Source organism: Pseudomonas sp. GW821-FHT07G06 (assembly GCF_058986625.1).
This window is the reverse complement of record NZ_JBYSVW010000002.1, coordinates 466,013-489,015: the sequence shown is the minus strand read 5'-3', so window position 1 is coordinate 489,015 and position 23,003 is coordinate 466,013. Positions and strand designations below refer to the sequence as shown.

24 protein-coding genes are annotated in these 23,003 nt (G+C 57.5%); 8 read left to right on the top strand and 16 right to left on the bottom strand.

All coding sequences use genetic code 11. The features are described from left to right. Positions 1–123: 123 nt before the first annotated feature. Complete coding sequence (locus tag AC3WJW_RS05760; RefSeq protein ID WP_493725406.1) at positions 124–2,217, bottom strand: TonB-dependent receptor; 2,094 nt, start codon at positions 2,215–2,217, stop codon at positions 124–126. 264 nt (positions 2,218–2,481) lie between these two features. Between AC3WJW_RS05760 and AC3WJW_RS05755 the strand changes: the two genes are divergently transcribed. Both AC3WJW_RS05755 and AC3WJW_RS05750 read left to right on the top strand, forming a co-directional pair. Next, the gene (locus tag AC3WJW_RS05755) at positions 2,482–3,153 is read left to right on the top strand and encodes a DsbA family protein (protein ID WP_493725405.1); all 672 of its coding nucleotides are present in this window, start codon (positions 2,482–2,484) and stop codon (positions 3,151–3,153) included. A 259-nt stretch (positions 3,154–3,412) separates the two neighbouring features. Then, complete coding sequence (locus AC3WJW_RS05750; RefSeq protein ID WP_493725404.1) at positions 3,413–4,699, top strand: OprD family porin; 1,287 nt, start codon at positions 3,413–3,415, stop codon at positions 4,697–4,699. A 577-nt stretch (positions 4,700–5,276) separates the two neighbouring features. Here the strand turns inward: AC3WJW_RS05750 and AC3WJW_RS05745 are convergent. Beyond that, positions 5,277–5,570, bottom strand: a complete 294-nt coding sequence (locus AC3WJW_RS05745; protein WP_104451190.1) for a DUF3077 domain-containing protein — start codon at positions 5,568–5,570, stop codon at positions 5,277–5,279. A gap of 541 nt (positions 5,571–6,111) precedes the next feature. On the opposite strand from AC3WJW_RS05745, the gene AC3WJW_RS05740 reads away from it, so the two are divergent. From AC3WJW_RS05740 to AC3WJW_RS05715, 6 genes are all read left to right on the top strand, one after another. After that, positions 6,112–6,333 (top strand): tautomerase family protein, encoded by a 222-nt coding sequence (locus AC3WJW_RS05740; RefSeq protein ID WP_007972813.1) that lies wholly within the window; start codon positions 6,112–6,114, stop codon positions 6,331–6,333. Continuing rightward, positions 6,330–6,986, top strand: a complete 657-nt coding sequence (locus AC3WJW_RS05735) for a DsbA family oxidoreductase (protein WP_493725403.1) — start codon at positions 6,330–6,332, stop codon at positions 6,984–6,986. Before AC3WJW_RS05740 ends, AC3WJW_RS05735 begins: the two co-directional genes overlap by 4 nt. A 44-nt stretch (positions 6,987–7,030) precedes the next feature. Continuing rightward, positions 7,031–7,741, top strand: a complete 711-nt coding sequence (locus tag AC3WJW_RS05730; RefSeq protein WP_007972810.1) for an SDR family NAD(P)-dependent oxidoreductase — start codon at positions 7,031–7,033, stop codon at positions 7,739–7,741. A 406-nt stretch (positions 7,742–8,147) separates the two neighbouring features. Continuing rightward, entirely contained in the window at positions 8,148–8,618 is a 471-nt protein-coding gene (locus AC3WJW_RS05725; protein WP_493725402.1) for a hypothetical protein, read from the top strand. A 161-nt stretch (positions 8,619–8,779) separates the two neighbouring features. Further along, positions 8,780–10,198 carry a hypothetical protein gene (locus tag AC3WJW_RS05720; protein ID WP_493725401.1) on the top strand — a complete coding sequence of 473 codons (1,419 nt, stop codon included), beginning with the start codon at positions 8,780–8,782 and terminating at the stop codon, positions 10,196–10,198. 718 nt (positions 10,199–10,916) lie between these two features. Beyond that, positions 10,917–11,135 (top strand): HEAT repeat domain-containing protein, encoded by a 219-nt coding sequence (locus AC3WJW_RS05715; protein ID WP_493725400.1) that lies wholly within the window; start codon positions 10,917–10,919, stop codon positions 11,133–11,135. 135 nt (positions 11,136–11,270) lie between these two features. Here the strand turns inward: AC3WJW_RS05715 and AC3WJW_RS05710 are convergent, their stop codons facing one another. The 14 genes from AC3WJW_RS05710 to AC3WJW_RS05645 form a co-directional block, all read right to left on the bottom strand. Continuing rightward, positions 11,271–11,702 carry a DUF4760 domain-containing protein gene (locus tag AC3WJW_RS05710; protein WP_493725399.1) on the bottom strand — a complete coding sequence of 144 codons (432 nt, stop codon included), beginning with the start codon at positions 11,700–11,702 and terminating at the stop codon, positions 11,271–11,273. A gap of 465 nt (positions 11,703–12,167) precedes the next feature. After that, entirely contained in the window at positions 12,168–13,121 is a 954-nt protein-coding gene (locus tag AC3WJW_RS05705) for a hypothetical protein (RefSeq protein ID WP_493725398.1), read from the bottom strand. Next, positions 13,109–13,798: a hypothetical protein gene (locus tag AC3WJW_RS05700; RefSeq protein ID WP_493725397.1), complete on the bottom strand. Its 690-nt coding sequence runs from the start codon at positions 13,796–13,798 to the stop codon at positions 13,109–13,111. Before AC3WJW_RS05700 ends, AC3WJW_RS05705 begins: the two co-directional genes overlap by 13 nt. Then, positions 13,795–14,337 carry a baseplate complex protein gene (locus AC3WJW_RS05695; RefSeq protein ID WP_493725396.1) on the bottom strand — a complete coding sequence of 181 codons (543 nt, stop codon included), beginning with the start codon at positions 14,335–14,337 and terminating at the stop codon, positions 13,795–13,797. Before AC3WJW_RS05695 ends, AC3WJW_RS05700 begins: the two co-directional genes overlap by 4 nt. Further along, positions 14,334–15,251, bottom strand: a complete 918-nt coding sequence (locus AC3WJW_RS05690) for a hypothetical protein (RefSeq protein WP_493725395.1) — start codon at positions 15,249–15,251, stop codon at positions 14,334–14,336. Before AC3WJW_RS05690 ends, AC3WJW_RS05695 begins: the two co-directional genes overlap by 4 nt. Then, positions 15,248–16,015: a DUF4376 domain-containing protein gene (locus AC3WJW_RS05685; RefSeq protein ID WP_493725394.1), complete on the bottom strand. Its 768-nt coding sequence runs from the start codon at positions 16,013–16,015 to the stop codon at positions 15,248–15,250. The genes AC3WJW_RS05690 and AC3WJW_RS05685 overlap by 4 nt, the downstream gene beginning before the upstream one ends. After that, a complete protein-coding gene (locus AC3WJW_RS05680) occupies positions 16,015–17,796 on the bottom strand; it encodes a phage tail-collar fiber domain-containing protein (protein WP_493725393.1) in 1,782 nt (593 codons plus the stop codon). Before AC3WJW_RS05680 ends, AC3WJW_RS05685 begins: the two co-directional genes overlap by 1 nt. Next, positions 17,784–18,332 (bottom strand): phage tail protein, encoded by a 549-nt coding sequence (locus AC3WJW_RS05675; RefSeq protein WP_493725392.1) that lies wholly within the window; start codon positions 18,330–18,332, stop codon positions 17,784–17,786. Before AC3WJW_RS05675 ends, AC3WJW_RS05680 begins: the two co-directional genes overlap by 13 nt. Further along, positions 18,325–19,500, bottom strand: a complete 1,176-nt coding sequence (locus AC3WJW_RS05670) for a baseplate J/gp47 family protein (RefSeq protein ID WP_493725391.1) — start codon at positions 19,498–19,500, stop codon at positions 18,325–18,327. The genes AC3WJW_RS05675 and AC3WJW_RS05670 overlap by 8 nt, the downstream gene beginning before the upstream one ends. Further along, positions 19,493–19,813 (bottom strand): DUF2590 family protein, encoded by a 321-nt coding sequence (locus tag AC3WJW_RS05665; protein ID WP_493725390.1) that lies wholly within the window; start codon positions 19,811–19,813, stop codon positions 19,493–19,495. The genes AC3WJW_RS05670 and AC3WJW_RS05665 overlap by 8 nt, the downstream gene beginning before the upstream one ends. Beyond that, positions 19,810–21,804, bottom strand: a complete 1,995-nt coding sequence (locus tag AC3WJW_RS05660) for a phage tail tape measure protein (protein WP_493725389.1) — start codon at positions 21,802–21,804, stop codon at positions 19,810–19,812. Before AC3WJW_RS05660 ends, AC3WJW_RS05665 begins: the two co-directional genes overlap by 4 nt. 2 nt (positions 21,805–21,806) lie before the next feature. Continuing rightward, complete coding sequence (locus tag AC3WJW_RS05655; RefSeq protein WP_493725388.1) at positions 21,807–22,532, bottom strand: DNA-methyltransferase; 726 nt, start codon at positions 22,530–22,532, stop codon at positions 21,807–21,809. Positions 22,533–22,550: 18 nt separating this feature from the next. Continuing rightward, positions 22,551–22,691: a DUF6890 family protein gene (locus AC3WJW_RS05650; protein ID WP_493725387.1), complete on the bottom strand. Its 141-nt coding sequence runs from the start codon at positions 22,689–22,691 to the stop codon at positions 22,551–22,553. A 23-nt stretch (positions 22,692–22,714) separates the two neighbouring features. Then, positions 22,715–23,002, bottom strand: a complete 288-nt coding sequence (locus tag AC3WJW_RS05645; RefSeq protein ID WP_493725386.1) for a putative phage tail assembly chaperone — start codon at positions 23,000–23,002, stop codon at positions 22,715–22,717. Between the last annotated feature and the right edge of the window lies 1 nt (position 23,003).

The window sequence follows — 23,003 nt, the reverse complement described above, 5'->3', positions numbered from 1 at the left end:
ATCACCACGATCGCCTGTGGGAGCGAGCCTGCTCGCGATGGCGTCCGATCAGCCCGCATTTATATCGACGGACCCACCGCTATCGCGAGCAGGCTCGCTCCCACAGGTGTTGTGACGTCGTACTCAGAAGCTGTAGGTACCCGTCACCACCAGGCTACGCGGTGCCCCCGGCTGGATCTGGAATGCACTGGTCGCCGACGAGTAATACGTCTTGTCGCTGATATTGTTCAGCGCCGCGCGCAGGTCCCAATCCTTCTGGCGGAAGCCTGCCAATGCGTCCCAACGGCCATAACCCGGCAACACGACGGTGTTGAGGTTGTCGGCATAGCGGTCGCCAACCAGGGTCAAACCGGTTTCGGCATACCAGCCCATTTCCGGTTTCCAGGTCAGGAACAGGCTGCCGTTGTGCTTGGCCACGTTGTTGATGCGCTTGCCTTCCAGGCCGTTGTTGTCCTTTTCGATGGTTGCGTCCTGCAGACCCACGCCGCCGCGCACGTACCAGTTGCCGGTAATTCTGCCGGCGGCAGTCAGCTCGATGCCGCGTGAACGTTGCAGCCCGGAGAGCAGGGTAATGGTCGGGTTGTTCGGATCGCTGGTGCGGCGGTTGTAGAGCTCCAGCTCGTAGATGGCCAGCGTGGTGCTCAGGCGGTCATCGAGCCAGTCACTCTTGACCCCGATTTCCTTCTGCCTGGTCAGCTCGGGGCTCAGGTCATTGCTGTTACCGGCCGCGCCCGGAGTGATGCCGATCAAGCCACCACCGACCGGCGAGAACGTCTTGCTCCAGGACGCGTAGAAGGAGTGATTTTGCAGCGGCGTCCAGACCACGCCAACGCGAGGGCTGGTGCTATGGCTGTCACGGTCTTCGGAAATGTTGCGCACCTTGTTGGTCGACTCGATATCGAACGTGTCGTAACGCAGGCCGGCGAGCAACTGCCATTGATCGTTCAGGCGCAGTTGATCCTGCACATACACCGCTCGGCTCTCGACCTCGGTATGGGTGTTGCTCGACACCACCATGCGCCCGGTATGACGCAAATTGCGGTCGGGGGCGTACAGGTCCAGCGCCGGGACCGGGGAGCTGCCCGGCCCGGAAGTGGCGGCGGTGTACAGCAGCGGGTCGCGGCGCTGGCTGCCGATCTCGATGCCGGTGAGCAAGCGGTGCTCCAGGCCGAAGGTATCGAAACCACCTTCCAGCTCGACGTTGTTGTAGACATTGCGGGTGTTCAGGTCCTGCTGCCAGTGCTGGCGCGTGACCTTGTTGGTGGCCGGGACATAACCGCTCAAGTAAGTATTGTCGAAATCGCTGTCGAGCTTGAACACACCCAGGGTCTGGCGCAGTTGCCAGTTGTCGCTCAATTCATAGGTGAGTTTCGAACGCAGGGATTGCGCCTTGTCGTCGATGAAATCGTTTTCACTGCCGTAGGTGGTATCGCGTCCTACGTCGGCCGGGCGACCGTCCACACCGGGGATGCCACGATCCGGCGTGCGGTTGTAGCGGCTGTATTCGTACTGCACCAACCAGTTCAGGTCGGGTGTCAGCTGCCAGCTCATCGAGGGTGCGAACAGCTGCCGATTGCCACTCACGCCATCGCGGAAGCTGTTCTCGTCCATGTTGCCCATGTTCAGGCGCAGGCTGAGGTTCTCGGAAGGATCGGCACTGAGGTCGGCATACAGGCTGCGCAAGTCCTCGCTACCGCCCTGGGCTTCAAGGGTCGAGCGGCGACCGAACTCGGGCAGCTTGCTCACCCGGTTGACGATGCCGCCCTGGCTGCCACGGCCATACAACACGGCGGCAGGGCCTTTCAGGACGTCGATGCGTTCGATGTTGTGCAAGTCGCGCACGTACTGACTGTCGTCGCGGATGCCATCGAGATAGAAGTCGTTGCTGGCGTCGAAACCGCGGATGCGCAGGCTGTCAAAGCGTGTGTCGGCGCCGCTGCTGACGTTGGGGATGCCGCTGAGTGCCGTGCCCAGATCGTTGGTGCCGTAATCCATCACGTTCGAGGTTTTGATCGAGTCGATGGCTTGTGGCACGTAGCGCACCGGCGTGGCGGTCCGGGTCGCCGTGTTGGTTTGTGTCACGCGCGGGTCGTCGGCTTCAGCTTCGGCGCTGATCGATGTCGCAGGCAAGGTGGTCGGTGCAGCGAAGGAAAAACCGGCAGACAACAAGGCAGAGAGCCCAAGGCTGTAGGGCGCAAAGCGAAAAGGGGCAGGCATTGAAGAGCGCATCCGTAGGATTTTTAGGTTGAAACAGGTGGAGGGCGCGAATAGTAATGCTTGTCATTTACTGTCGTTAGCTGTAATTGAGAACTTGTCTCATTTGATTGTTTCGAATTGTTTCTGAGTTGATACAAAGGGTTTTACGCAACCATTCGACCGATTCAAGCAACAGACTGAAAGCTGATCCGGCGTTTTTCCGCGGCTGCGGCGGCACTAATCTGCCGACATCGAATTTTCCTGAATTTCTGTCGGAGCTTTCCCATGATCCTGCATTACATCTACGACCCGTTGTGCGGTTGGTGCTACGGCGCCAAACCACTGGTGCAAGCCGCCCAGGCTGTGCTGCCCGTGCTTGCCCACGGCGGCGGCATGATGACGGGGGCCAATCGGCAAAAGGTTTCGCCACAACTGCGCAGTTACGTCATGCCCCATGACCGGCGTATTGCCGAATACAGCGGGCAGCCGTTCGGTGAAGCTTATTTCGAAGGTTTGCTGCGAGATCACAGCGCCGTGTTCGACTCGGCTCCACCCATCGCTGCGGTGCTGGCTGCCGAGCAAATGGCAGGTCGCGGGCTGGAGTTGCTGGGGCGTTTGCAAAGTGCTCACTACGTAGAAGGGCGCCGCATCGCCGACGAGTCGGTACTGTTTGAACTGGCCCACGATATGGGGTTGGACCCTCAAGCCTTCGAAAGAGCCTTCGGTGCGGCCGACACCGAAGGCCATATCAAGGACAGCCGGGCTTTGCTGGCCAAGGTGGGCGGCCAGGGTTTTCCGACCCTCGTACTTGAACACAATGGCCAATTCACCCTGATCGATATCGGGCCCTGGCTGGGCAAACCCCAGGCCTTTGCGCAGTGGCTGGGTCAGTCGCTGCCGGAGCAGCACTCATCCCATTCCGTAGCAGCCTGTGGTCTCGAAGGCTGCGCCGATTGAATATTCCTGCCGCGTAAAGCAGTTTCTTAGACGTTTTTCGCCTATTTCTAGAAGATTCATGAAATTGACACCTCGTTAAGGGCGCAGCTACGATTCGGCCCAACGCCTGTGGCCGACCGCCACGACTCAAAAACAATAAAAGGCCCGCCGCGAGAAATCGTGGGCGGGCCTTTTTGTTTTCGCCTTGAAATAAGAGCGCAATAGCGCCGTTTCGGCCATTCGACACAGCGCGTATCAACCGCATCAAGGAAAAAACAAAATGTTGAACAAGAGAATCAGCCTGATTGCTCTGGGGATGTTGAGCGCTACACAGGCCATGGCGAACGACCAGGCCGAATCCAAGGGTTTCGTTGAAGACAGCAGCCTCAAAGTGCTGCTGCGCAATGCCTACATCAATCGTGACTTCAAAGACGGCAACCCGGATAAATCCGAGTGGGGCCAAGCGGCCATCGGCACGTTCTCGTCTGGCTTCACCCAAGGCACCGTGGGCGTGGGTGTGGACGCTTTCGGCCTGTACGCATTGAACCTGGAGCGCAGTGAAGACCGTAGCGGCGCGCAAGGCATCGACTTCTTCAAAAAGGGCGACAGCGGCGAGCCGGCGGACGACCTGTCCAAGGGCGGCGCAGCGATCAAGTTCCGCCTGTCCAGCACCACCCTGACCTACGGCGACCAGATGCCGGCCCTGCCGGTGCTGAGCTACGACAACTCGCGCCTGCTGCCGGAAAGCTACACCGGCACACTGATCACCTCCAGGGAGATCAAAGGCCTGCAACTGGACGCCGGTCGCTTCACCGCCGAATCGCGTAAAAGCGCCGAAGGCCGTGACAGCGGTGGCTTGAAGTCGATCAACGTATTGGGCGGTAGCTACCAGTTCACCGAACAATTCAAGGCCGCGCTGTACGCTTCCGACGTCGAAGACGTGCTGAAGAAGCAATACGTGAACGCCAACTACGTGTTCCCGATCGACAAGGATCAGTCCCTGACCCTGGACTTCAACGGCTACCGCACCAAGCTGGACGATTCCTACGTCCGCGAAAACGGTATCACCGGCGACGACAACAAAATCTGGAGCCTGGCGGCCACCTTCGTCACCGGCCCGCACTCGTTCACCCTCGCGCACCAGCGCAGCACCGGCGACAGCAACCTGGGCTACGCCTACGGCGGCTACCAGAAAGACCAGGGTCGCGTCGGCGACGGTGGCAACACCATCTACCTGGCGAACTCCTACTGGTCCGACTTCAACGCCGAAGACGAACGCAGCTGGCAACTGGGCTACGGCCTGGACTTCAGCACCTTCGGTGTACCGGGCCTGAGCTACAACTTCGCCTACGTACGCGGTGACAACATCACCACGTCCACCAGCGAAGGCGGCACCGAGCGCGAGATCTTCAACCAGATCAAATACGTCGTCCAAAGCGGCCCGGCCAAAGACCTCAGCGTGAAACTGCGCAGCTCAGTCCTGCGCGTGTCGCAGAAGTCGAGCGAGTACAACGTCAGCGGCAACGAAGTGCGTGTGTTTGTGGATTATCCGATCAATATCTTTTGATGATGGGTTGCGGTATCGAGGTCTGATCAGAGGCTGAGAAAGAAAAAGCCCCGACTGGTTCGGGGCTTTTTTGTGGGCATAAAAAAGCAACCAATAAGGCTGCTTTTTAAAAGAGGTCTCACCCGGGCGCTGATTTTCAGGTCATCAACGGGGTTCCTAACGCCGACTATCGCCACCTGATGGCAGTCGGTTTCGCGCTCTTGGTTCGATTTTCTGCCAGTGATGGCGCTTACGTCAATCCGTATGGTAACCCGCGCGTTTTGTGTGGACTGCTGGCGTTTAGACTAATTGCGCTTTTGCGTTTGGAGTCCACGAAACTTGATCGAAAAACAAAAAGGCCCCGCTGATTCGTAACTCTGTTCACTTAAGCGCGGTGCTTCAGGCACACCTACTTTTGTGGCGAGGGAGCTTGCTCCCGCTGGGCTGCGTAGCGGCCCCAAAAATGTGACAACAATGCCATTTTTTGTGAGTGCTACGCACTCAAGCGGGAGCAAGCTCCCTCGCCACGGGGTCAGTGTCGGCCGTAAGTGAACAGCATTACCGCTGATTCGGGGCTTTTTTAAACTTGCAGCTCACATCATGGCGCGACATTGCTGACTCGGTTGTTGCATGGTGCATCAAGCACCTTCACAACATCATCGATGATCGCCTTACTCATATCCTGCAAAAAATGCGACGCCCAAGCGTGCCGATCAGTATCGCGAACCATGGCCGCGTCTGTTGCGAGCAGCTTGGCAACGTGGAGTAGATCGGAAGCATGGTAGAGAGCCTGGATAACCGGAACGCCTGCATTGACGCGAAACAGCGGTTCGTTGGCGTGGAAGGAGAAGTGGGTGAGGCCGATGGTTTTCAGATCTTGGGGATTGGTCATTGAACACCTCCGCTGGTTGGGAGGAGTTGAGTATTTGCATGCCTTCGAAGAAGGGCCAGCGTGGTTACAAAGAACGTGAAAACACAGATTTTGGACGAATCAATTTTATACATGGTCTAGCTCCTATCGTTGAGGAACTGCCACGAACCGTCGCCAAACGATTATGGGTGGCAGCTGTGCGCAGGTTGGCGAACCGGGACAATAGGAACCCGGCAGACCCGAAGGTCTCCCGCGCACAGCCGCCATAACGGAAAAATACGAGCGAAAAAAAACGCCAGCAATCGTTATGGTGGCGCCTGTGCGCCTATTGTTTGGGTCGGGTCGCCAAACCCGGTCGCTGATTTTGCAGCGATGTGGGCAGCCTAGCGTGGGGCAGGGCGATTCGCAACCTACGATCCTGGCCAACGGGGCTTATTCATTAATTACACTGGGTAACGAATGAAGTTCCCGCCCCCACCTTTATCCCCTCCCGCCAACCCCATACATTCATCTCCAGCGCCTCTCCCATCATCCCGACGGGAAGGTTACTGGAGTTGCCCTCATGCCTTTCGTAACCGTACGCATCACCCGCGATGGCGTTACCACTGAGCAGAAAGCTCAGGTGATCGCCGAAATCACTGAAACACTGGAACGCGTCCTCAACAAGCGCCCTGACCTGACCCACATCGTGATCGAGGAAGTCGACACCGATAACTGGGGTTACGCCGGAATCACCACCACCCAGTACCGCAAGCAACTGGCCGAGGCGGAGGGCAAGTCATGACGTCCTCCGTCACCATCGATTTCATCTCCGATGTGGTGTGCCCCTGGTGCGCGCTGGGGGCGACGGCGCTGGAGCAGGCGATCGAGAACGTGGCCGGGGAAGTCTCGGTCGAGCTGACCTACAAGCCGTTCGAGTTGAACCCGAACATGCCGGCCGAAGGTGAGCCAGCGGTCGAGCACCTGATGCACAAATACGGGCGCACTGCTGAAGACGTCGCCGCCGGCAAGGCCATGCAGATCGCTCGCGGCGAGGCCATCGGCTTCAAGTTCGATCTGGAGAAGCGCACGCATTTCTACAACACCTTCGATGCACACCGCTTGTTGCTGTGGGCGTTGCAGGAAGGGCGGCAAGTCGAGCTGAAGAAGGTGCTGCTGCGGGGCTATTTCAGTGAAGGCCAGAACCCGAGCGATCACCAGGCACTGGTGAGTCTGGCGACTGAAGCGGGGCTGGACGGGGCCACTGCACAAGAGGTGCTGGCGTCCGGTGCGTTCGCCGCTGAGGTGCGGGAGCTTGAAGCGTACTACCAGCAGCGCGGCATCAACTCGGTCCCGGCCATGGTGCTGAACGGTCGCCACCTAGTGTCCGGTTCGCAATCGGTCGAGTACTACGAACAGATGTTGAGAGAAATGGCCAAGGCACCGGCCGACGCCTGATTACAGATTTTCTACCCCACTTTTAATTGTCAGAGGTCTTCATCATGAGCATTTCGAAAAAAGTCATCGTCATCACCGGCGCATCCCAAGGTCTCGGCGACGGTATGGTCAAAGCCTTTCGTGAACTCGGTTACCGGATCGTCGCCACTTCGCGTTCGATCAAGCCGTCCACCGATCCGGACATTCTCACCGTGGCCGGTGACATCGGTGAACCGGAAACTGCCCGGCGCGTCATCCGTGAAGCGATGTCCCGTTTCGGTCGCATCGATACCCTGGTCAACAACGCCGGGATCTTCATCGCCAAGCCGTTCACCGCGTACACCGCAGAAGACTACGCCAATGTGTTGTCGGTGAACGTCAATGGCTTCTTCTATATCACCCAACTCGCCATCGCCGAGATGGAAAAGCAAGGCAGCGGCCATGTCGTCAACATCACCACCAGCCTGGTGGACCACGCCATCGACGGTGTGCCATCGGTCTTGGCTTCGCTGACCAAGGGCGGCCTCAACGCGGCCACCAAATCCCTGGCCATCGAATACGCCAAGCGCGGGATCCGGGTGAACGCGGTCAGCCCGGGCATCATCAAGACGCCGATGCACGGCGCAGAAACCCATGAAGCACTGGGCAACCTGCACCCGGTCGGGCACATGGGCGAGGTCGATGATATTGCGCAAGCGGTCGTGTATCTGGATGGCGCCAAGTTCGTGACCGGCGAAATCCTGCACGTGGACGGTGGTCAGAGCGCGGGTCACTGACAGCGCTTTTTCAAACCCCGGAAACAACAAAGCCCCTGCATTTCTGCAGGGGCTTTGTTTTGTATGGTGCCGGCACCAGGAATCGAACCCGGGACCTACTGATTACAAGTCCGCATTACGACACGTCTAATACGCGATCTCCCAGAAAATCAAACCTCTTCTATGCATATTTAGCATTATGTGTGCCGAATATAACTCTGTGCTGTGGACGGTATGTGGACGTTATTTTTATGTTTGGCATGGCTTTGGGTCATTGGGTGAGGTCCATCCATTACTAGCCAGAATTGTTTTGAAAAAAATCGGATTCGGTGCATGGGAGCAAGGGTTTATTTGCGCGTGATAGCGTGACATCGGTCCGGTTTCCCGGAGTTCTTGTTGGTTCTCACTGCGATTGATGGGTTTTTAAATGAAGAAAATCATAGCTTTGGTTTCTGTCTGTCTGGTCTTGTTGGGGTGTGGTGGAGACAGAGGTGAAAAGGTCAGCGTCGATAAGGTGCAATTGGTGAGTGCTCTTGGTTTCGCTGTTAACAATCAACCAGGGCTGTCTTTGTACGCAGGCCCAAACGAGTCAAATTATTTTGACATCAGTTTGCGTCACTCAGATTTTAAGGAAGGCTACTCCGTCAACGAGGAAGGGCACTCAAATCAGAATATAAACCTGAGTGCCACTTGGGACGGGAAGCACTTCGTTCAATCGTCAAAGCATCCTACTTCGATGAATTTCACTGTACTTTCAATTACTCCGACTGAGGCTGTTGTTGAGGTTGGCGGTACTCTTGTAAGCGTTAGTGGCGACTCGGAAAAATATCTGACGTTGGAAAAGTCAGTGCTGAAAATTCAAGGCGAGAGCTTCGAAAAACTGGCTTTGAATCAGTGATGAAAGAAAGCCTGCTCATTGCGTCAGGCTTTTTTTTGGGGTGGTGGTAGTGAATATTTTTCCGCCAGTGTGAAGAAAGTTTAAATTTAGAGTTGCTCGTACAAGCGGATGTAGCTATGTAGTCGATTTAAAGTCTGTTTTGTTCATTGGAGTTTAGTTTGATGCCGGAGTATATGTATAGGTTTCGACCTGTTGGAAGGCTTTTGGGGGATGATGATAACGAGGGGGAGCTCGATGGGCACTATATATATTTTGCCTCTCCTCAGCAGTTGAATGATCCAATGGAGGGGTATAGTGAGATTTTTTGGTCGGGTGACAGTGTTGTTTGGAAAAACTTGTTTAAGCACTATTTGCATTGCTTGATTTGTCGTATTGGGCAGTTGGTTTTGTTTCGGCTGTCAGACTGCGAATTTCCAATGCGTCACAGTTTGTCAGATTCTCCAGATAAAATTCAAAAAATTGTAACTGAGGTTTATCTTGAATTTATTTCACAAGAGCAAGTGCGAAGGCATATTGACTTGTTGAGTTTCGGCGGGCGGAAGGTTGGGCGCTCGGAATTGCAATGTCATTTGCAACTATTGCATACATATTCTCTTTGTGTTGTTGGCAAGAATCTCAAGCGTTATTCCTTACTGCCAGAAAGCTGGGAGGACGCATGCTCTGAGGATGTTGCACTGGGGATTTCAAGAAATTTTCTTACGCTCTTGGAGGAGGCACTGTACCAACCCGAGCAATTAATGGTTGATGCGATAGGTGAAGTTTCTCGATTGAAACTAAGTCAAGAGATTTTTCGGCTTAAGCGCGCGGACTGGAAAAATAATAAAGATAGTGCTTGGTTTAAAGTTGGGGTTGAGTTTCCCGAAGAGTATTGCAAAAATCTGGGTGAGCTCAATTTTGATAGTTGGTATGTGGCATGCTTTATGTCGGAATGTACTGACTCATCTATATGGGCTGCTTATGGCGGTAATCATAGTGATGTTTGCTTGAAGTTTAAAGCAGCAGGGGAGGCAGGTAAAAGGAGTATTGAGTTAAAAACAATAGTTGGTTGGGGGCCTGATGGTGATCGTTGGGCATATTCTAATTTCCTTTTCCAACGAGTTAATTATAAAAATAATTTTGCCGAGCTTGATTTTTTTCGTTCTATTGGCACGCTTCCAATGCCGGAGCTTTACAGGAATTGGTATGTGGATGAGCAGGGAGCTATAAGTGTATGCTCTGAATCAATCAGAGATAATGAGGACCATTGGAGGGCAGAGTATTGGAAAAAGTATTCTGAATGTTTAACTGTAAAAATGGAGGATTGGAATAAAGAGAATGAATATCGTGTGGTTTTTGGTTCAAGTCTTTTTGATTTGACCTCGCCGGAGACTAGAAAAATTCAGTATCAGTTTGAATCTCTAGAGGGGGTGATTTTTGGAATGAAAACGACATTTGAAGATAAGATGAGAATTATGGAAAAACTTAAGGTGTTGTGTGTTAAATATGGGCGCTCAAAATTTTCTTTTTATCAAGCTCAATACGACGCGGCGGGTCGAAAAATTAGAATATATAAAATAATGGATGATGTTTTAAGTGTTTAGTTTTTGTTCTTGAAGGTTAGGTTTGCTTTTTTCTTACTTGCGACTTGGTAATTTAAAATATTTACTTAATGCTGTGTTGCAGATTTGTTGGGAAGTACACTTAGGCGTTCATCGGCATCGTTAGGAGGCGGAGCGGGATGCCCGGTTATTGTGCCAGATTTCAGGGCGATGCTGGTTGGGCAGTAGCGCCCCCTTCTAATCGTGTGAAGGAAATTGAAAACCTGAAATGCCTACCCGAAACGCCTGTACCCCATGCGCTGCAACGGTTCCAACCACACCCTGTATGTTCTCTTGGTTATACAGCCCTCTCTTGAAAATCTCGCGTGCAGATTTGGAAAACACACCATTTGCTGCGTTTTCCTATTTTTCACCGCTCTAGCCCGGGCCTCTCCACTTTTCACCCTCTGCACAGTGCCCAGCGTGTGGTGTGCAATTTCTTTTCAAACAACTGTAAAACCTTTCACAAATTGAAAAACGCATAAACACGCCAAGGCCCGCAACCAGCCTGGGCTGGCGGGGTGTTTTCATCACACAAAAGTTTTCAAAAAATTTTCATACGGGGTCCGTCGGCGGGAGGGGGAAAAGTGCGTTTCTCCCCTCGCTTTTCTAGGGACGAGGATTTTTTGATATGCAGTAGTTTTTGCCGCCATGCAGGTGTTTGTCGTAGCATCTGCGAGCAGCTGCCGTCCGCTGCGGACAGCGACGAGAGGGTGTAACAATGATTGATGAGAAAGGCTGTATCACGCTGTTGATTGGCGCGTTGAAGGAAGGGAGAACAGCTGAAGAACGTGCTGCTGCTGCACGCGGCCTTGGATTTGCGGGAGGCGATGAAGCTGTCTCAGCTTTGAAAAGCACTTTGGCTGATGGCCGGACATCGGAAGAGCGTTCCGCCGCTGCGGAGGCGCTGGGACGAGCGTTGGCCAACAGCCGCCAATAATCGCGCAAACGTCAGAACTACCCTTAGCCCCTGCGCTGCCTCAGTTGCGGGGGTTTTTCTTATCCGCGTAGATACCCGCCCTCAGAAACAAAAAAGCCCCGCCAAGTGTGGCGGGGCTTTTTGGCTGGCGGAGAGTCAAACCTTCAGAGGTTTCTTTTCCCATTTCAGTGCCAGCTTTTCGAAATCCTTGTAGAACGTCTGCTTGCCTGTCTGGTGTCGGACTGCATCAATAAAAGGCTTGGCCTTTCGGTACAAATTAACAACATTCGTTCGATTTGCCTGGCGAAGCATTTCTTCGTGGTAGATCCCTTCGTTGATGCCAACGCAGATCCGCTCCCAGTGGTTCAAGACGTATTTCACTGCCCGGGCTTCATCACCATCGGCCATGTCAGGCTTGAGCAAATCTTTAATTGACCCAGCAGGGTCGTGCATTGTCGCCACCATCTCGTTGCCCAACCGCAACTGTTCATCCATACGGCAACCAAACATCAGATCAGCCGTTTGTTTCTTCTTCGCAGTGGACTGCACTTTTATAACCGAAATGATGGCAACCAGGACGCCGGTCATGAGCAGCAAATTTCTAAAGGCTTCAGACGCGAGCTGTGAGGTAACCGACGTGCAAATGTCCATTTCTTTGATTTACCCATAAAAAATGGAGACCGATGGTCTCCATTTGGAAGCTGTAAGTGGCGGTTTAGAAGCCTTCGTATTCTTCATAGGCTTGTACGGACAATACATTCATATTCATCCCTCTCTCTCTGATTTTTAGCGAATTCGCTAATTCGAGTGCGCTTTATATAGTACCGCCTCCACACGGGTCAACAGGCCATCCTGTATTCACTGCTGGGGTTTGCTGGGTTCCCCCAAGCCCGGTATCCATATAGTAGACGGGTTTCAAGGGATTTCGTTCCCGGTTTTCCGCAGCAGACCAGCGGTGCTGTGGGGGGATGTTGGAGACTATTGTTTGACGATTACCCACTCCTCTTGGGTAGCGAATGGAAGGGGCGGACCCAGAGGAAAAGCACTTCGACTTCAAGCGGTGATGGGTTTTAACTGCTCCCCCAACGCAGTGGCTTTCAACGCGTTCTCAGTGAATACCGACGTATCGACAGGGCTGGGCGATGGTCCGGGTACATGAGTGTGACCGGCAAGGTGAGTATTCATTGCTTCGACCAGGTCGAGCAGATCGCACAGGATCTGCAACGCGTTCACACCCTCGGAACCCAACCAGGTCTTGGCCGCCACGCTGCGCCGTAGACCGGCAATCTTTTCCTGCATATCACCACCGACCGTGGCGTTGAGCTTCTGCCCCACTACCAGATTGAGGTCGCGCCCGGTGGCCTGGTGCAGATCATCCACCGCCGCCAGGCTTGCCGATCCGCCCGACAGCAGCTTGAGCGCACCCAGGGCTTCAATCGACTTGATACCCCCCACCGACTCGCGGCTGTGGTCCTCGATGTCGAGAGTGCTGCTTTGATAGCGCTCGGTGTTGGCCAGGGCCTCCACGCTGCGCTCGCTGGAGTGATCGCTGATCTTGGCGTCCGTGAGCCGCGACCAGTTGCCGTCCGCGTCCACACGCTGCTGTACGGGCTCGCTGTGCTGCCAGACCTGATCGCCCTTCGGCACTTTGGGTAGACTCAAACCCTGGGGCAGGATGGCCAGCACAAAGGGTTTGTGTGGCAGGCCGTAGGCGAAGGACACCACGACCATGGTGCCCTCCTCGGGAAAGGCAAAAAAGCCCATGGCCTCGCCGCCGATTGGCAACGGTAACGGCACACCCGGCAGTTGTGGGATCTGCGGATCTGGCTCGCCATCGGGGCCGAGTACTTCAAGGTCAACAGCAACGCGGGGCCTGAAGTCGTCGCACAGGCCGGCGTCTGCCGGCGGATCGGGGATGCCCACCACCCGTGCAAAGCGTGGCAGGTGGTAGCCACCGGTGAGTTCCGGGTACTGGCGGTCAACGACGCGCCGGATTACTTCTTCCATTTGATCGCCATCTGGCTGCCGGTGAGGGTCACCGAGGTGATGCGCTCGCCCTGGTTGATCGAGGCGCCGGGGCGCAACCCGGGCAAGGCGGCAATGGTTGCGCTCTGGTTGCTGTAGTAGCTGTCGAACAGCGCGATGGGCAATTGCAGCGGCGGACGCTCGCCCCAAAAACTGTCGGCCCAGCTGCCGACGTAGATCTCGCCATCGCCCTGCTGTTGCCACATGTAGTCGGCGATGCCGAACACTTTGCCCAGGCTCTCCACCGCCTGAAAGCCGCTGGCCAGGTTGAAGAAAAAAGCGGTCTTGGTCTGCGCATAGGGTTGTGCCGGCACACGGAAACTCAGTCCGTTACGTTCGCTGATCGCCCCCAGCACGCTGCGCAAATCGACGTGACGCAAGGTCAGGGGCAACGGGATCTCCAGCGCTGCCGACAGCTCGCGGCAGAGCAGCACCTGTTCCTGGCTGTTGGCCGCCGTGCAGCGCTCCACGTAACCGAGGAAGTGCCGTTGCAAGGGTGACTCGTTGTAGCCGATGTCGAGCGTGACCAGGCCCCTCACGGATGCGGCGGCGCTGATAGTGAAGCTCGCCCGGCCAGGGGCGTGCAGATCCAGACGCGTCTCATCCTGACATAGGGGAAAAACCACCCCGTCGACGGTCAACACTTTGTGCAGGTTCATGGCGCGGGGTCTTTGGGTTTGAGATAGTCGTCGATGCCTTTCAGCACTTTTTCAAAGCCACTCAACTCAGTCACCACCGGTTGGCCATTGGCATCGACCGCCGGTTCACCAGGTGCAGTCTGCTTGTTCACCGGATTGGTGCCGCTGCGTTGCTCCACCCGTTCCGGTACCGACAATTGTTCACTGAGGCTGAATTGCACCTGCCAGGCGCGCAGGCTGCCGTCCTCGCTGACACTGACGTTCTCGTTGAACTGGACCTGACGGATGCCGAAGGCCAAGGCCGTGTTGTTGACGATCCGATAGAGCTTGGGCTGGCCACCGCCGGCGGTGGCCTCCACCAGGCGCATGAGGCTCTGCAACTGGGCGACATCGCGAAACGGAATGGTGAGCGACACGGTCAGCGTCTTGGGCTTGAAGCCCTTGTGTGCCTTGGTGGTGTTACTGGTCTGTCCGGACATGTCGCCACTTTCAATGCGCAGGTTGGCTGTGACCTTGAGTCCTTTACCTCGGATGCGTTCGCCGTCCAGGAGTAGTGTCATAACCCGACCAACTCCTTTACAAAACTCAGGCTCTCTTCACTGCCCAGCAGCAACAGACCGGCGCACAGCACCCACTCGTAACCGGGCGGCGTCCCTTCCAACAGTTGCCGGCGTAACTCGGTGACATTCCCTGGGCCGATCTGCCGAACCTGCATAGTGGTGTCAGGTAGAGCGTTGGCCAACGAGTTCTGCAAGTCGGTCAAGCCTTGATCGCGTGCGGCCTGCTGGGCAGCCTTGCGGGTAGCCAGCGCGCCCAGATCGGCGAGCGGTGAGCTGTCGGCGGCGTAGCTCTCAAACATGGCCAGTTGGCCGTTCAGTGATTGCTGGGCTGCTTGGGTGATGGTGCAGCGCTCCAGCGGTAGGGTGCCCCAGCCCGGTCCGGACGTGGCACTGGGCAGCGTCCATTTCTCGACTTCAAGGCGCGCCAGGTGCAAAGCCCGACGTTCGGTGCGCACCAGGTCAGGCGTGGGCAACAGTGCGTTGAAACGCGCCAGGGTCGCGGCGAACTGATCGTATCGAGTCGACAGGAATAAGATGCACAGGGCGAACTGATCGGCGCCGGCGGGCCGGTTTGGGTCGACGTCGATCAGCTTGGCGGCGAGCTGCTCGAGCAGATTCGGCGCCGAGAGAAAACGCTGGTAGCCGGTCCCTTGCCCCATGCCACTTTGGAACGGGGTCACGGTGAGGCAAGCCGGTGGGGTGCCCAGTTGATCGGCCATCGCGGCCTGGCCCAGTGCAATGGCCGCTTCAGCGGCGGCAGCGACAGGCCCGGGATTGGTGGTGGCGGTCATGCCAGCCAGGCGCAGCTCAGTACTGGCGATCTCGGCGCTGGCCAGCGCTTTGGCCGCGTCCAGACCGGCCACCCAGTCGGTAGCCTGACTGGGCCAGCGCATGGTCACCGGGGCCCAGTTCATGGCGACTCGCTTTCGGTAACCCAGGCGACGTTTTCAAGGGCGAGCTGGTCGCCCTCGGCCAGCGCCTGGTCGAGCTGCTGCTTCAACTCATTGGCGTATTGCAGGTGGTTCATCTTGAACACGGTGAAGTCGGCACCGACCTGGTGTAACTGCTCCACGGTGTGCAGGTGAAAATCCTTGCGGCCCTGATCGTCGCGGCAGCCAAAGGGCGAGTCGTGATTGGCGAGTATCACGCCAGCCAGGTTCAACTGATCGTCGAGCTGGCTGCTGTACTGGTGCGGCTCGCCCAGCGCGGCAGACCCGAAGCCCGCGGTGATGGCTACTTCACAGGCCCGATTGACGGCGTGAGTCTGGGCTTCGTGCAGCAGCTCCAGGTCACAGGCCCAGGCATTACCATCCCAGTAGTGCTGGGGGGTGGGACGCCGCAGCAATGTCAGGTGTTCGGGCAGCTCGCCCAGCTCGGTGTGTTCCGTTGCCAGGCCGTTGTGCGTGCGGTACACGGTGCCGCGATGGTCCACGGTGGTGACCCATGCCGAACCGTTCCAGGTGAAGACGTGACCTTCTGGCGCCGGCAGTTCGGGCGCGTCCAATGTTTGCCCCGGGGCGAGTGTGCAACCTTGGCTGACATGCACGGTGTCCGTGCCCTGGTACTCGCCATTACGACCACTGAACAAGTTGACGAACACCCGGGCGTCCTGATTGGCGTAGCCGTCGACCAATCGGAATGGCGGAATGCGCTTAGTTTTCACTTTTGGGGATTTCATCAAAGGGCCCTGCAGATGTAGTTGAAGGCGACGCTGCGTGGCCGGGTTTCGGCCCCGCCAGTGGACCCCGTCACGGAAGTTCCATAGGTCGGAGCGGCCACACCACCGCCGTCGAGAATGTTGTTGCCCGCGCCGACTGTAGACAATGTGTGGGTGTGATCCTTGAGCATGTCGGGGGCCCAGCTCAAGATCGCGCGATCTGTATCGATGGCCCGTCCGTTGTCCCAGCCTCGAATAAATTCACCCCGCAGGTCGGGCAACACTAGCGTGGGATACAGTTGGGCCAATGCCGGATAGAGCGCGCTGCTGAAGCCCTGACCGGCCATCAACAAATGCCCTGGGGGCGGCAGAGCGACGGGCCACGGGATGGGGCAACCGATAAGGGCGAAGTCGCTCTGGACGAGACTGTTGCTGTCCAAACGTTTGACCATCGGCTGCCAGACACCCGACGCAAGACTTCGCCAGTATTCGGGCGGATTGCCAGGACCAAAAAACTCCTGGTAAACATCAACGCCGGAATTGATAACCGAGACCCGCACCCAGCCGTGATAGTCCGCCACGGGACCATTGATGCCGTTATTGACGTAATACAGCGCCGAGGTATGGGTCAGACCATCCAGATCGATGCCGTCGGCATAAATAGCCCTCCCGCCAAGACCAAAGGCCCCGACCATCATGACCCTGCCCGGTGTCTCATCATCCAGAACCGCTTGTACATCGTGATAGGCCGCCGTACCCAGGGCGTCCACTTCAGTGTCGATACTGGACTTCACTGCCCACAAGGCGGCGGTGGTGGCCAGGATCTCGCTGCTGTTCGACGCAGGGTCGTCACTTATGGCGTTGGGCAGGTTGCCCAGTCCGACATCGTCTTTGGTGGTGCTGCGTGCACGCAAATCCGGGTAATCCCCTTTACGTGCTGCCACGTGCTGGATCAATGGCCCGTCGATGGGCTCGACGGTGTCGCGCAAGTCGATGACGTTGGAGGCACTGGTGGCGGTGGCCACTGGCACCAGGTAGTGCAATGCGCCATCGGTGTCGGTAAAGTCCACCAGATCGTCACCGTAGCGCACCGCCAACATGACTTTGGTTTCATTGAGGTAGCGGCGCAGTGAGATGTCGTACCACACGGTCCAGGGGAAAGCAGGCGGTGCGATGGAAGAGGCGCCATTCTTGACGCACAGACCTTCAATGTAGGCCGTACCCGGTTGAATCCGCCACGAGCCACTTTGGTTAAACACTCGCAGGCCATCACCGAAGTAACAGGCACGACCGAACCAATCCCGATTAGTCAGGCGCTCGCGCTCATCAATGCCGAACATGCGCACGGTGTAATCGAACTGCCAGGTCCGGGCGTCGATGGTCAGGTTGGTAATTGACTGCGCGCCGTCAAACACCAGGAGGATGTTGCGCGTGATGTTGTTGCCGGTCTGGCGGTTGGGGATGTTCTTGCGCTTCTGCTGCGGGGGCGCATACACCACGGCCAGCAGCACCCCTTCGGCGGTTTCCAGGCCGATCCAGTTGAAGTCCCAATCACCTATGTTCGAGCCGATCATGGCGCTGTAAACAATCTGGTTGGGATTGACGTAGCCCGACTGAGCCGGATTGATTGGCTCCTCGTACACCACCTGGTCAGCTGGTGGCTTGGGGGCGCGGCGATCCACCGGTAGATCTGGGTTCAGGCCTGGCACCAGGGCAAAGATGAACTTGCTCACGACCAGGGTTTCCTGATCAGCGGTTTTCTGTGCAATCAGGGTTTCGCCGGCGATGGTTATAGCGGCCATGTTTCGTCCTCCGTGCTGGCGACAAACGTCTGTTGATCGTCGTTAAAGTCCACCGCGTACACCCGCAGGTTATCCAGTGGGTTGATGGTTAAAAAATCGTAGCGGCGGCAGGTGCGACCGTAGTGGCGGATCAGTTCGCGCAGCAGCTCGGGATGCTGGGAGCTTTGCGCATCACTGACCTGGACAAACACCACGTCCCAATCGCGACCGTCCACACGCTCTTGGATTTCGACGACACCGACGCCGAGTCGCACCAGGATCTTTTTCAGGCCCTCGGTGCTACCGGCATCGACTGCGTTGACGAAGGCGTACTTCACGCGCAGGCGGTACAGCGCCTCCGGTTCGCCGGGAAAACGGGTGATGTCGCGTTGCCAGGCGAGCAGGTCAAGCAACTGCAAGTGGCAGACATCGGGGTCCATCTGCAACAGGGGCCAGGTCAACCAGCCTTCAACTTTCCCCCACCAGGCTTGCGCGGCAGCGGTGAGCTTGGCCAGCTCCGGGCCATCCAGCCAGAAGGGCAATTTGAGCTTAAACACCGGGCACCACCTGGAGCATCTGGATGCGAGGGATGTTCAGCGCGGACTCAATGTCGTAGTTGTCGAAGCGCAACGACTCGATCTGAAGGAACTGTTGGTGCAGCTCTTCGCCCAGACGGCTGAAGGAAAACCGCGACTGGGGGTAAGTCAGCGTCGGCTGGTAGTCACTTTGTGTGCTGTCGCGAAAGGCGGCGCGGATGAACAAGGCGATGTTGGCGTACAGGTCGTCGAGCTGCGCGGTGGTCAGGTTGAGGATTGGCCACACGGTCAGCTGGATGTCGTGGAAGGTTTCCGGCATGGCCATCACCAGCATGTCGTCGCCGTGCCCGTGGTGCCCGCCGTCACGGATGAAGGCGTTGATCTCGTCCAGGTAGCTGTCTGCCGGCACGTTGGCTTCGAACAGCACAAAGGCATTGGCGCTGCCGGGGCCACGCGGGGCGTCGTGTTCGAAGTACACCCCATCCGGGCGCACGCCCGGGAAGGTAGTAATCAGCGCCCGATAGACCGCGTCGGTGTTCCATTGGTTGATCGCCGAATACTGGTTGCGGGTGCGCAGGCGCAGGTCGTCGTCCGATTCTTTGTCCGAGCCTGGCACGGTCAGCCAGTCGTCCAGGTTCACCACGCTGACGATGCCTGGCACCGGTACCGGCAGGATCGCGTAGTAACCCGGGGCGAGGTTGTAGCCGCTGCCCGCCTCGGCAGCGATTACCGGAATCAGCAGCTGCGGCAGGCCATCGGTGAAGCTGCCCGGGGCGGTTGTCAGCAGTTCATAGGTGTGGCCGTTGATCGCGCCGGACTGCACCCGCGTGCCCGCCGGCACTTCGAGTTCACCCACCGGCACCAGTCGGGTGAACAGCAGCACGCCCTCGGCCTTGGTTTCGCCTTTCGGTTCGACCTGCACGGCCCACGCGAGCATTCCCAGATAGCCGTCGACGGCGGTTTTGACAAACGTGTTGGGCAGAGTGACATCCGCCATATAGTCGACCATCCACATCACCGGCTTGGTCACGATCGCCGTGACCACCCGCCAGAACGGCGACCAGGCGCTGGTGTTGCTCAGACGGCTGCCTTGATCCTGGACCTCTTGTTCCCAACTGCTTTGCAGCTCGGGCTGGGTGGTCGGGATGCCAGCGTCCTTTAACGCCTGGCGAAAATCTACGTCACTCAAAAGGCACCTCGATGTTGCCGAACTTCATGGTGGTGGCGGTAATCAGGTATTGGCCGTGCCCGGGCAGGCTGATGTGCGCGGTGCCAGGCACCAGGCGCTCGTCGGCCTCGACCATCAGCTCCAGTTGCTGGATGCAATCGCGCTGGCGCAGGGTGTCGCGCTCGGCGATCAGGGTCACCAGTAGCCCGCTTTCGCGGATCATGTGCGCGATGTCCTGGGCAATGCTGGCCCGGTCCTCGATCTCCACCGGTTGGTTGGAGGGATCGAGCACCAGGTCATTGTTGGCAATCAACAGGTCGACGTAGTCACTCATCCGGCGGCCATCCCGATCATGTTTTCCAGTTCGTGCTGCGTCATCGGTTGGCCGGTGTTGATCTCCATCCGCTCGATGTGCGTGCCTTTGTTCTGGTTGCTGGTGTTCTGGAACGACTGCATCAGGCCACCGGGTGGGACTTCGCCTGGACGGCTCGGTGACAGGCTGGGCATGGCATCGTTGATGGTCTGCTGGGCCTTGCTCGCCATGCTGGCCTGCTCGGCGGCGTTCATGGCTTCGGGGGCACCAGGTGCGTTGCCGCCGAAGCGGGTCTCGATGTTGACGCCGGGGATCTTGTTCAGCAGCTCGATAAAGTCATTGGCGGCGGTCTTCAAGATGTCGAACACCGACAGGTTGCTCCACGCCTCGGTGAACTTGTTCCAGGCATCAGACGCCATGGTGGGGATCGAGGCGAACCAGTCGCTGAGCATTTGGAACTGGTCGCTGAGCCATTTGAACGCCTCACTGTTGAGCAGCGCAGCCGTCCACTGATCCCAAAAGTAGATCGCGGCAATGACCAGGGCGACCAGCAGCACGATGCCCCCCACGATCAACAGAATGGGGTTAGCCCACATGGCAGCATTGACCAACCAGATCGCGGCCTGCCAGAGCTTCATCGCCACGGTGACGATGCCCAGCCCAACACCCATGACCAGCAGCAAGGCGCCATAAAGAACGATGGCGACCACATTGGACATGACCGCCGCTTTGCTCATCAGCCAGGCGAAACGAAGGGCTTTCTGAATGATCAGGTAGGCGGCGATTGCCGTACGAGATAGGCCCATGACAAAGGTGAACAGCGATAACGCTGCCACCAGGCCAATCACGCCCAGCGTGACCATCCCCACGGCCTTGGCCAGGTGCGGAAACTTGGTCGTCCAGCTTTGCAGCTTGGCCCCGCCTTCGGTGAAGTACTGAAGCAAGGGGACCAGTGCCGGTCCGATCAGTTGGCCGAAAGAGATACGCACGACCTCGATCATGCTTGCGAACTGGGCCCACGGGTCGACCATGGCCTGGGCCATGGTCTCGGCCTGCTCCATACCCTTGACCTTGCCGAGCTGATCCATGCTGTTGGCTAGCCCGTCGGTGTCGGCCATCAGCAGCTTGATCATGCCCACTGCTTCGTCCGAGCCGAACGCTTTTTTCAGCGCGTCAGACTCTGTCACGTCGAGGGTGTCACCGAACTTGCCCTTGATTTTGTCGAGGATGTCCAGCATGGGCAGCATCGCGCCCTGGCTGTCGGTGAAGTTCAACCCGAGCTTCTTCTGGGCACCACCAACACCAGACAAAAAGGATTTGTACTTGGTGCCGGCTTCGCCACCACTCATGGTGGCTTGTAGTGTGCCGAGGATGGCCATCTGTTCCGTGAGGCCGATGCCTGCGGCCGTGGCGTTCGCACCGACGCCGGTGAAGGCGTCCGCCATGCCTTGGCCGGTGGTCTTGAACATCTGCACGGCGCTTGCGGTTTGGCCTGCCAGGTTCTCGACCCATTCGCCTTTGCCCATGGCATCGGCCTGCCCTTTGAAAATGCCGTACATGGTGCCGACGTAGCTGGTCACGGTAGCGGCGTCGGCCTTGGTCGCCTTGGCCAGTACGTTGGACGCATTGGTAAAGGTGGCCAACTGTTCGCTGGTGAGCCCACCAATGGCGCTCTGGATGTCGTAGGCTGAGCGCACGAACGCCTGGGCGTTCTCCCCGTAGTTGATCGCGAACTGCAACGATTTCTGGTTGAGCAGATCCAGACCGTCGGCTGCCACGCCGAGGGACTTCACTTCGCCCAGGGCGCGCTGCTGGTCGATGGCCGGCCCCATGGCCGCCTGAAGTGCGTAGCCGGTGCCAACCAGCCCCGCCATGCCCACGCCCATTTGCTTCATGCCCGAGGTGCCGAGGGTGGCCAACTCACTGAAACTGGAGTTCACATTACCCAAGGGACCGGTGACCTTGTCAGTCAGCGACAAAATGAAGTTCAGTGCGGCGCTGTTACCGGCCATGTTCAGCCCTCAACCGTTTGAGCACTGATCGCGGCGAGACGCTGCAGCGTTGTCTGGCAGTTTGGTTCGAGCATTTCAGAGCCCAGCCAGCCGTAGCCCTCCAGCTCGGCGGCCACCAGGGTGGTGCCGGAGCCAGCAAAGGGGTCAAGAACCACGCCACCACGACTGCAAATTTTCACCACCTGGCGCATCAGTGCGGTGGGCTTGCCGGTCATGTGGAACTTGTCCGCCTGGCGCACCGGCTCGCGAAACACACCCGGTAGTACCGGCGCAGCACGGTCTAAAGGCATCGCGCCTTTGCTGCCCCACACCAGGTACTCCGCTTGGTTACGGAATCGACCGCACTGGGGGCGGACCCCTTCGGTTTTGTCCCAAACCGTGATGCCGCGCCAGGTGTACCCCGCCGCCTGTAGCGCATCGGTGGTCAGCGGCAGTTGGCGCCAGTCCGTGAACAAACACACCACCGCGCCAGGCTTCAGGACGCGGAATGCCTCAGACAGCCACATCACGCACCAGTGAAGGTGGGAGCGCTGATCACGATGATCGCCAACAAAGTCAGCGTGAAGCCCGCTGTGGATGTACTTTTGTGAGGGGGCCATCTGACGCGCACCGGTATGCAATCCACCGCTGGAGTACGGCGGATCCGTAATCAGTGCGTCGACGGATTCATCTGCAAGTCCCGCCAGAAAGCGCAGGCAGTCACCGTGGAACAGTTGGTTGTTCGTCATCTAGCGGTCCTCTTGCGGTTAGCCCTTGAACGCACGGGCTATGCCATTGGCGGTTGCGATTTCCATGCGGCTCCAGTAACGGTCCTCCAGCCATTTGGCGGTGCCCATGTTCTCCGTAGTGGGCGATTCACCAGGTAGCCAGTGGGCGACCAGGGCCATCAACTGGCCGAGGGTGTCCTCGTTCAGTCGCTCTGCACGGTCAAGGGCTTTTTTACGGTGATTGCTAGGTCAGGCGAGTATTCCTCAAGCAGTGCGCCGGCCAGTTGCAGAGTGGTCACCGGGTTGGCCAGCAGCGGACGCAGGCTGGCCAGCTCTTCCTGCTTGACGGTTTGGGTCAACAGGTTGTTGGCCGGGGCCACCTTGTTGTTGGCATTCAGGTTGTTGAAGTACTTGCTGACGTCCACTGGCGTCAGGGTGAAGGTGAATTCCTTGTCACCGACTTCCAGGGTGATTTCGCGTCGTTCGGTCATG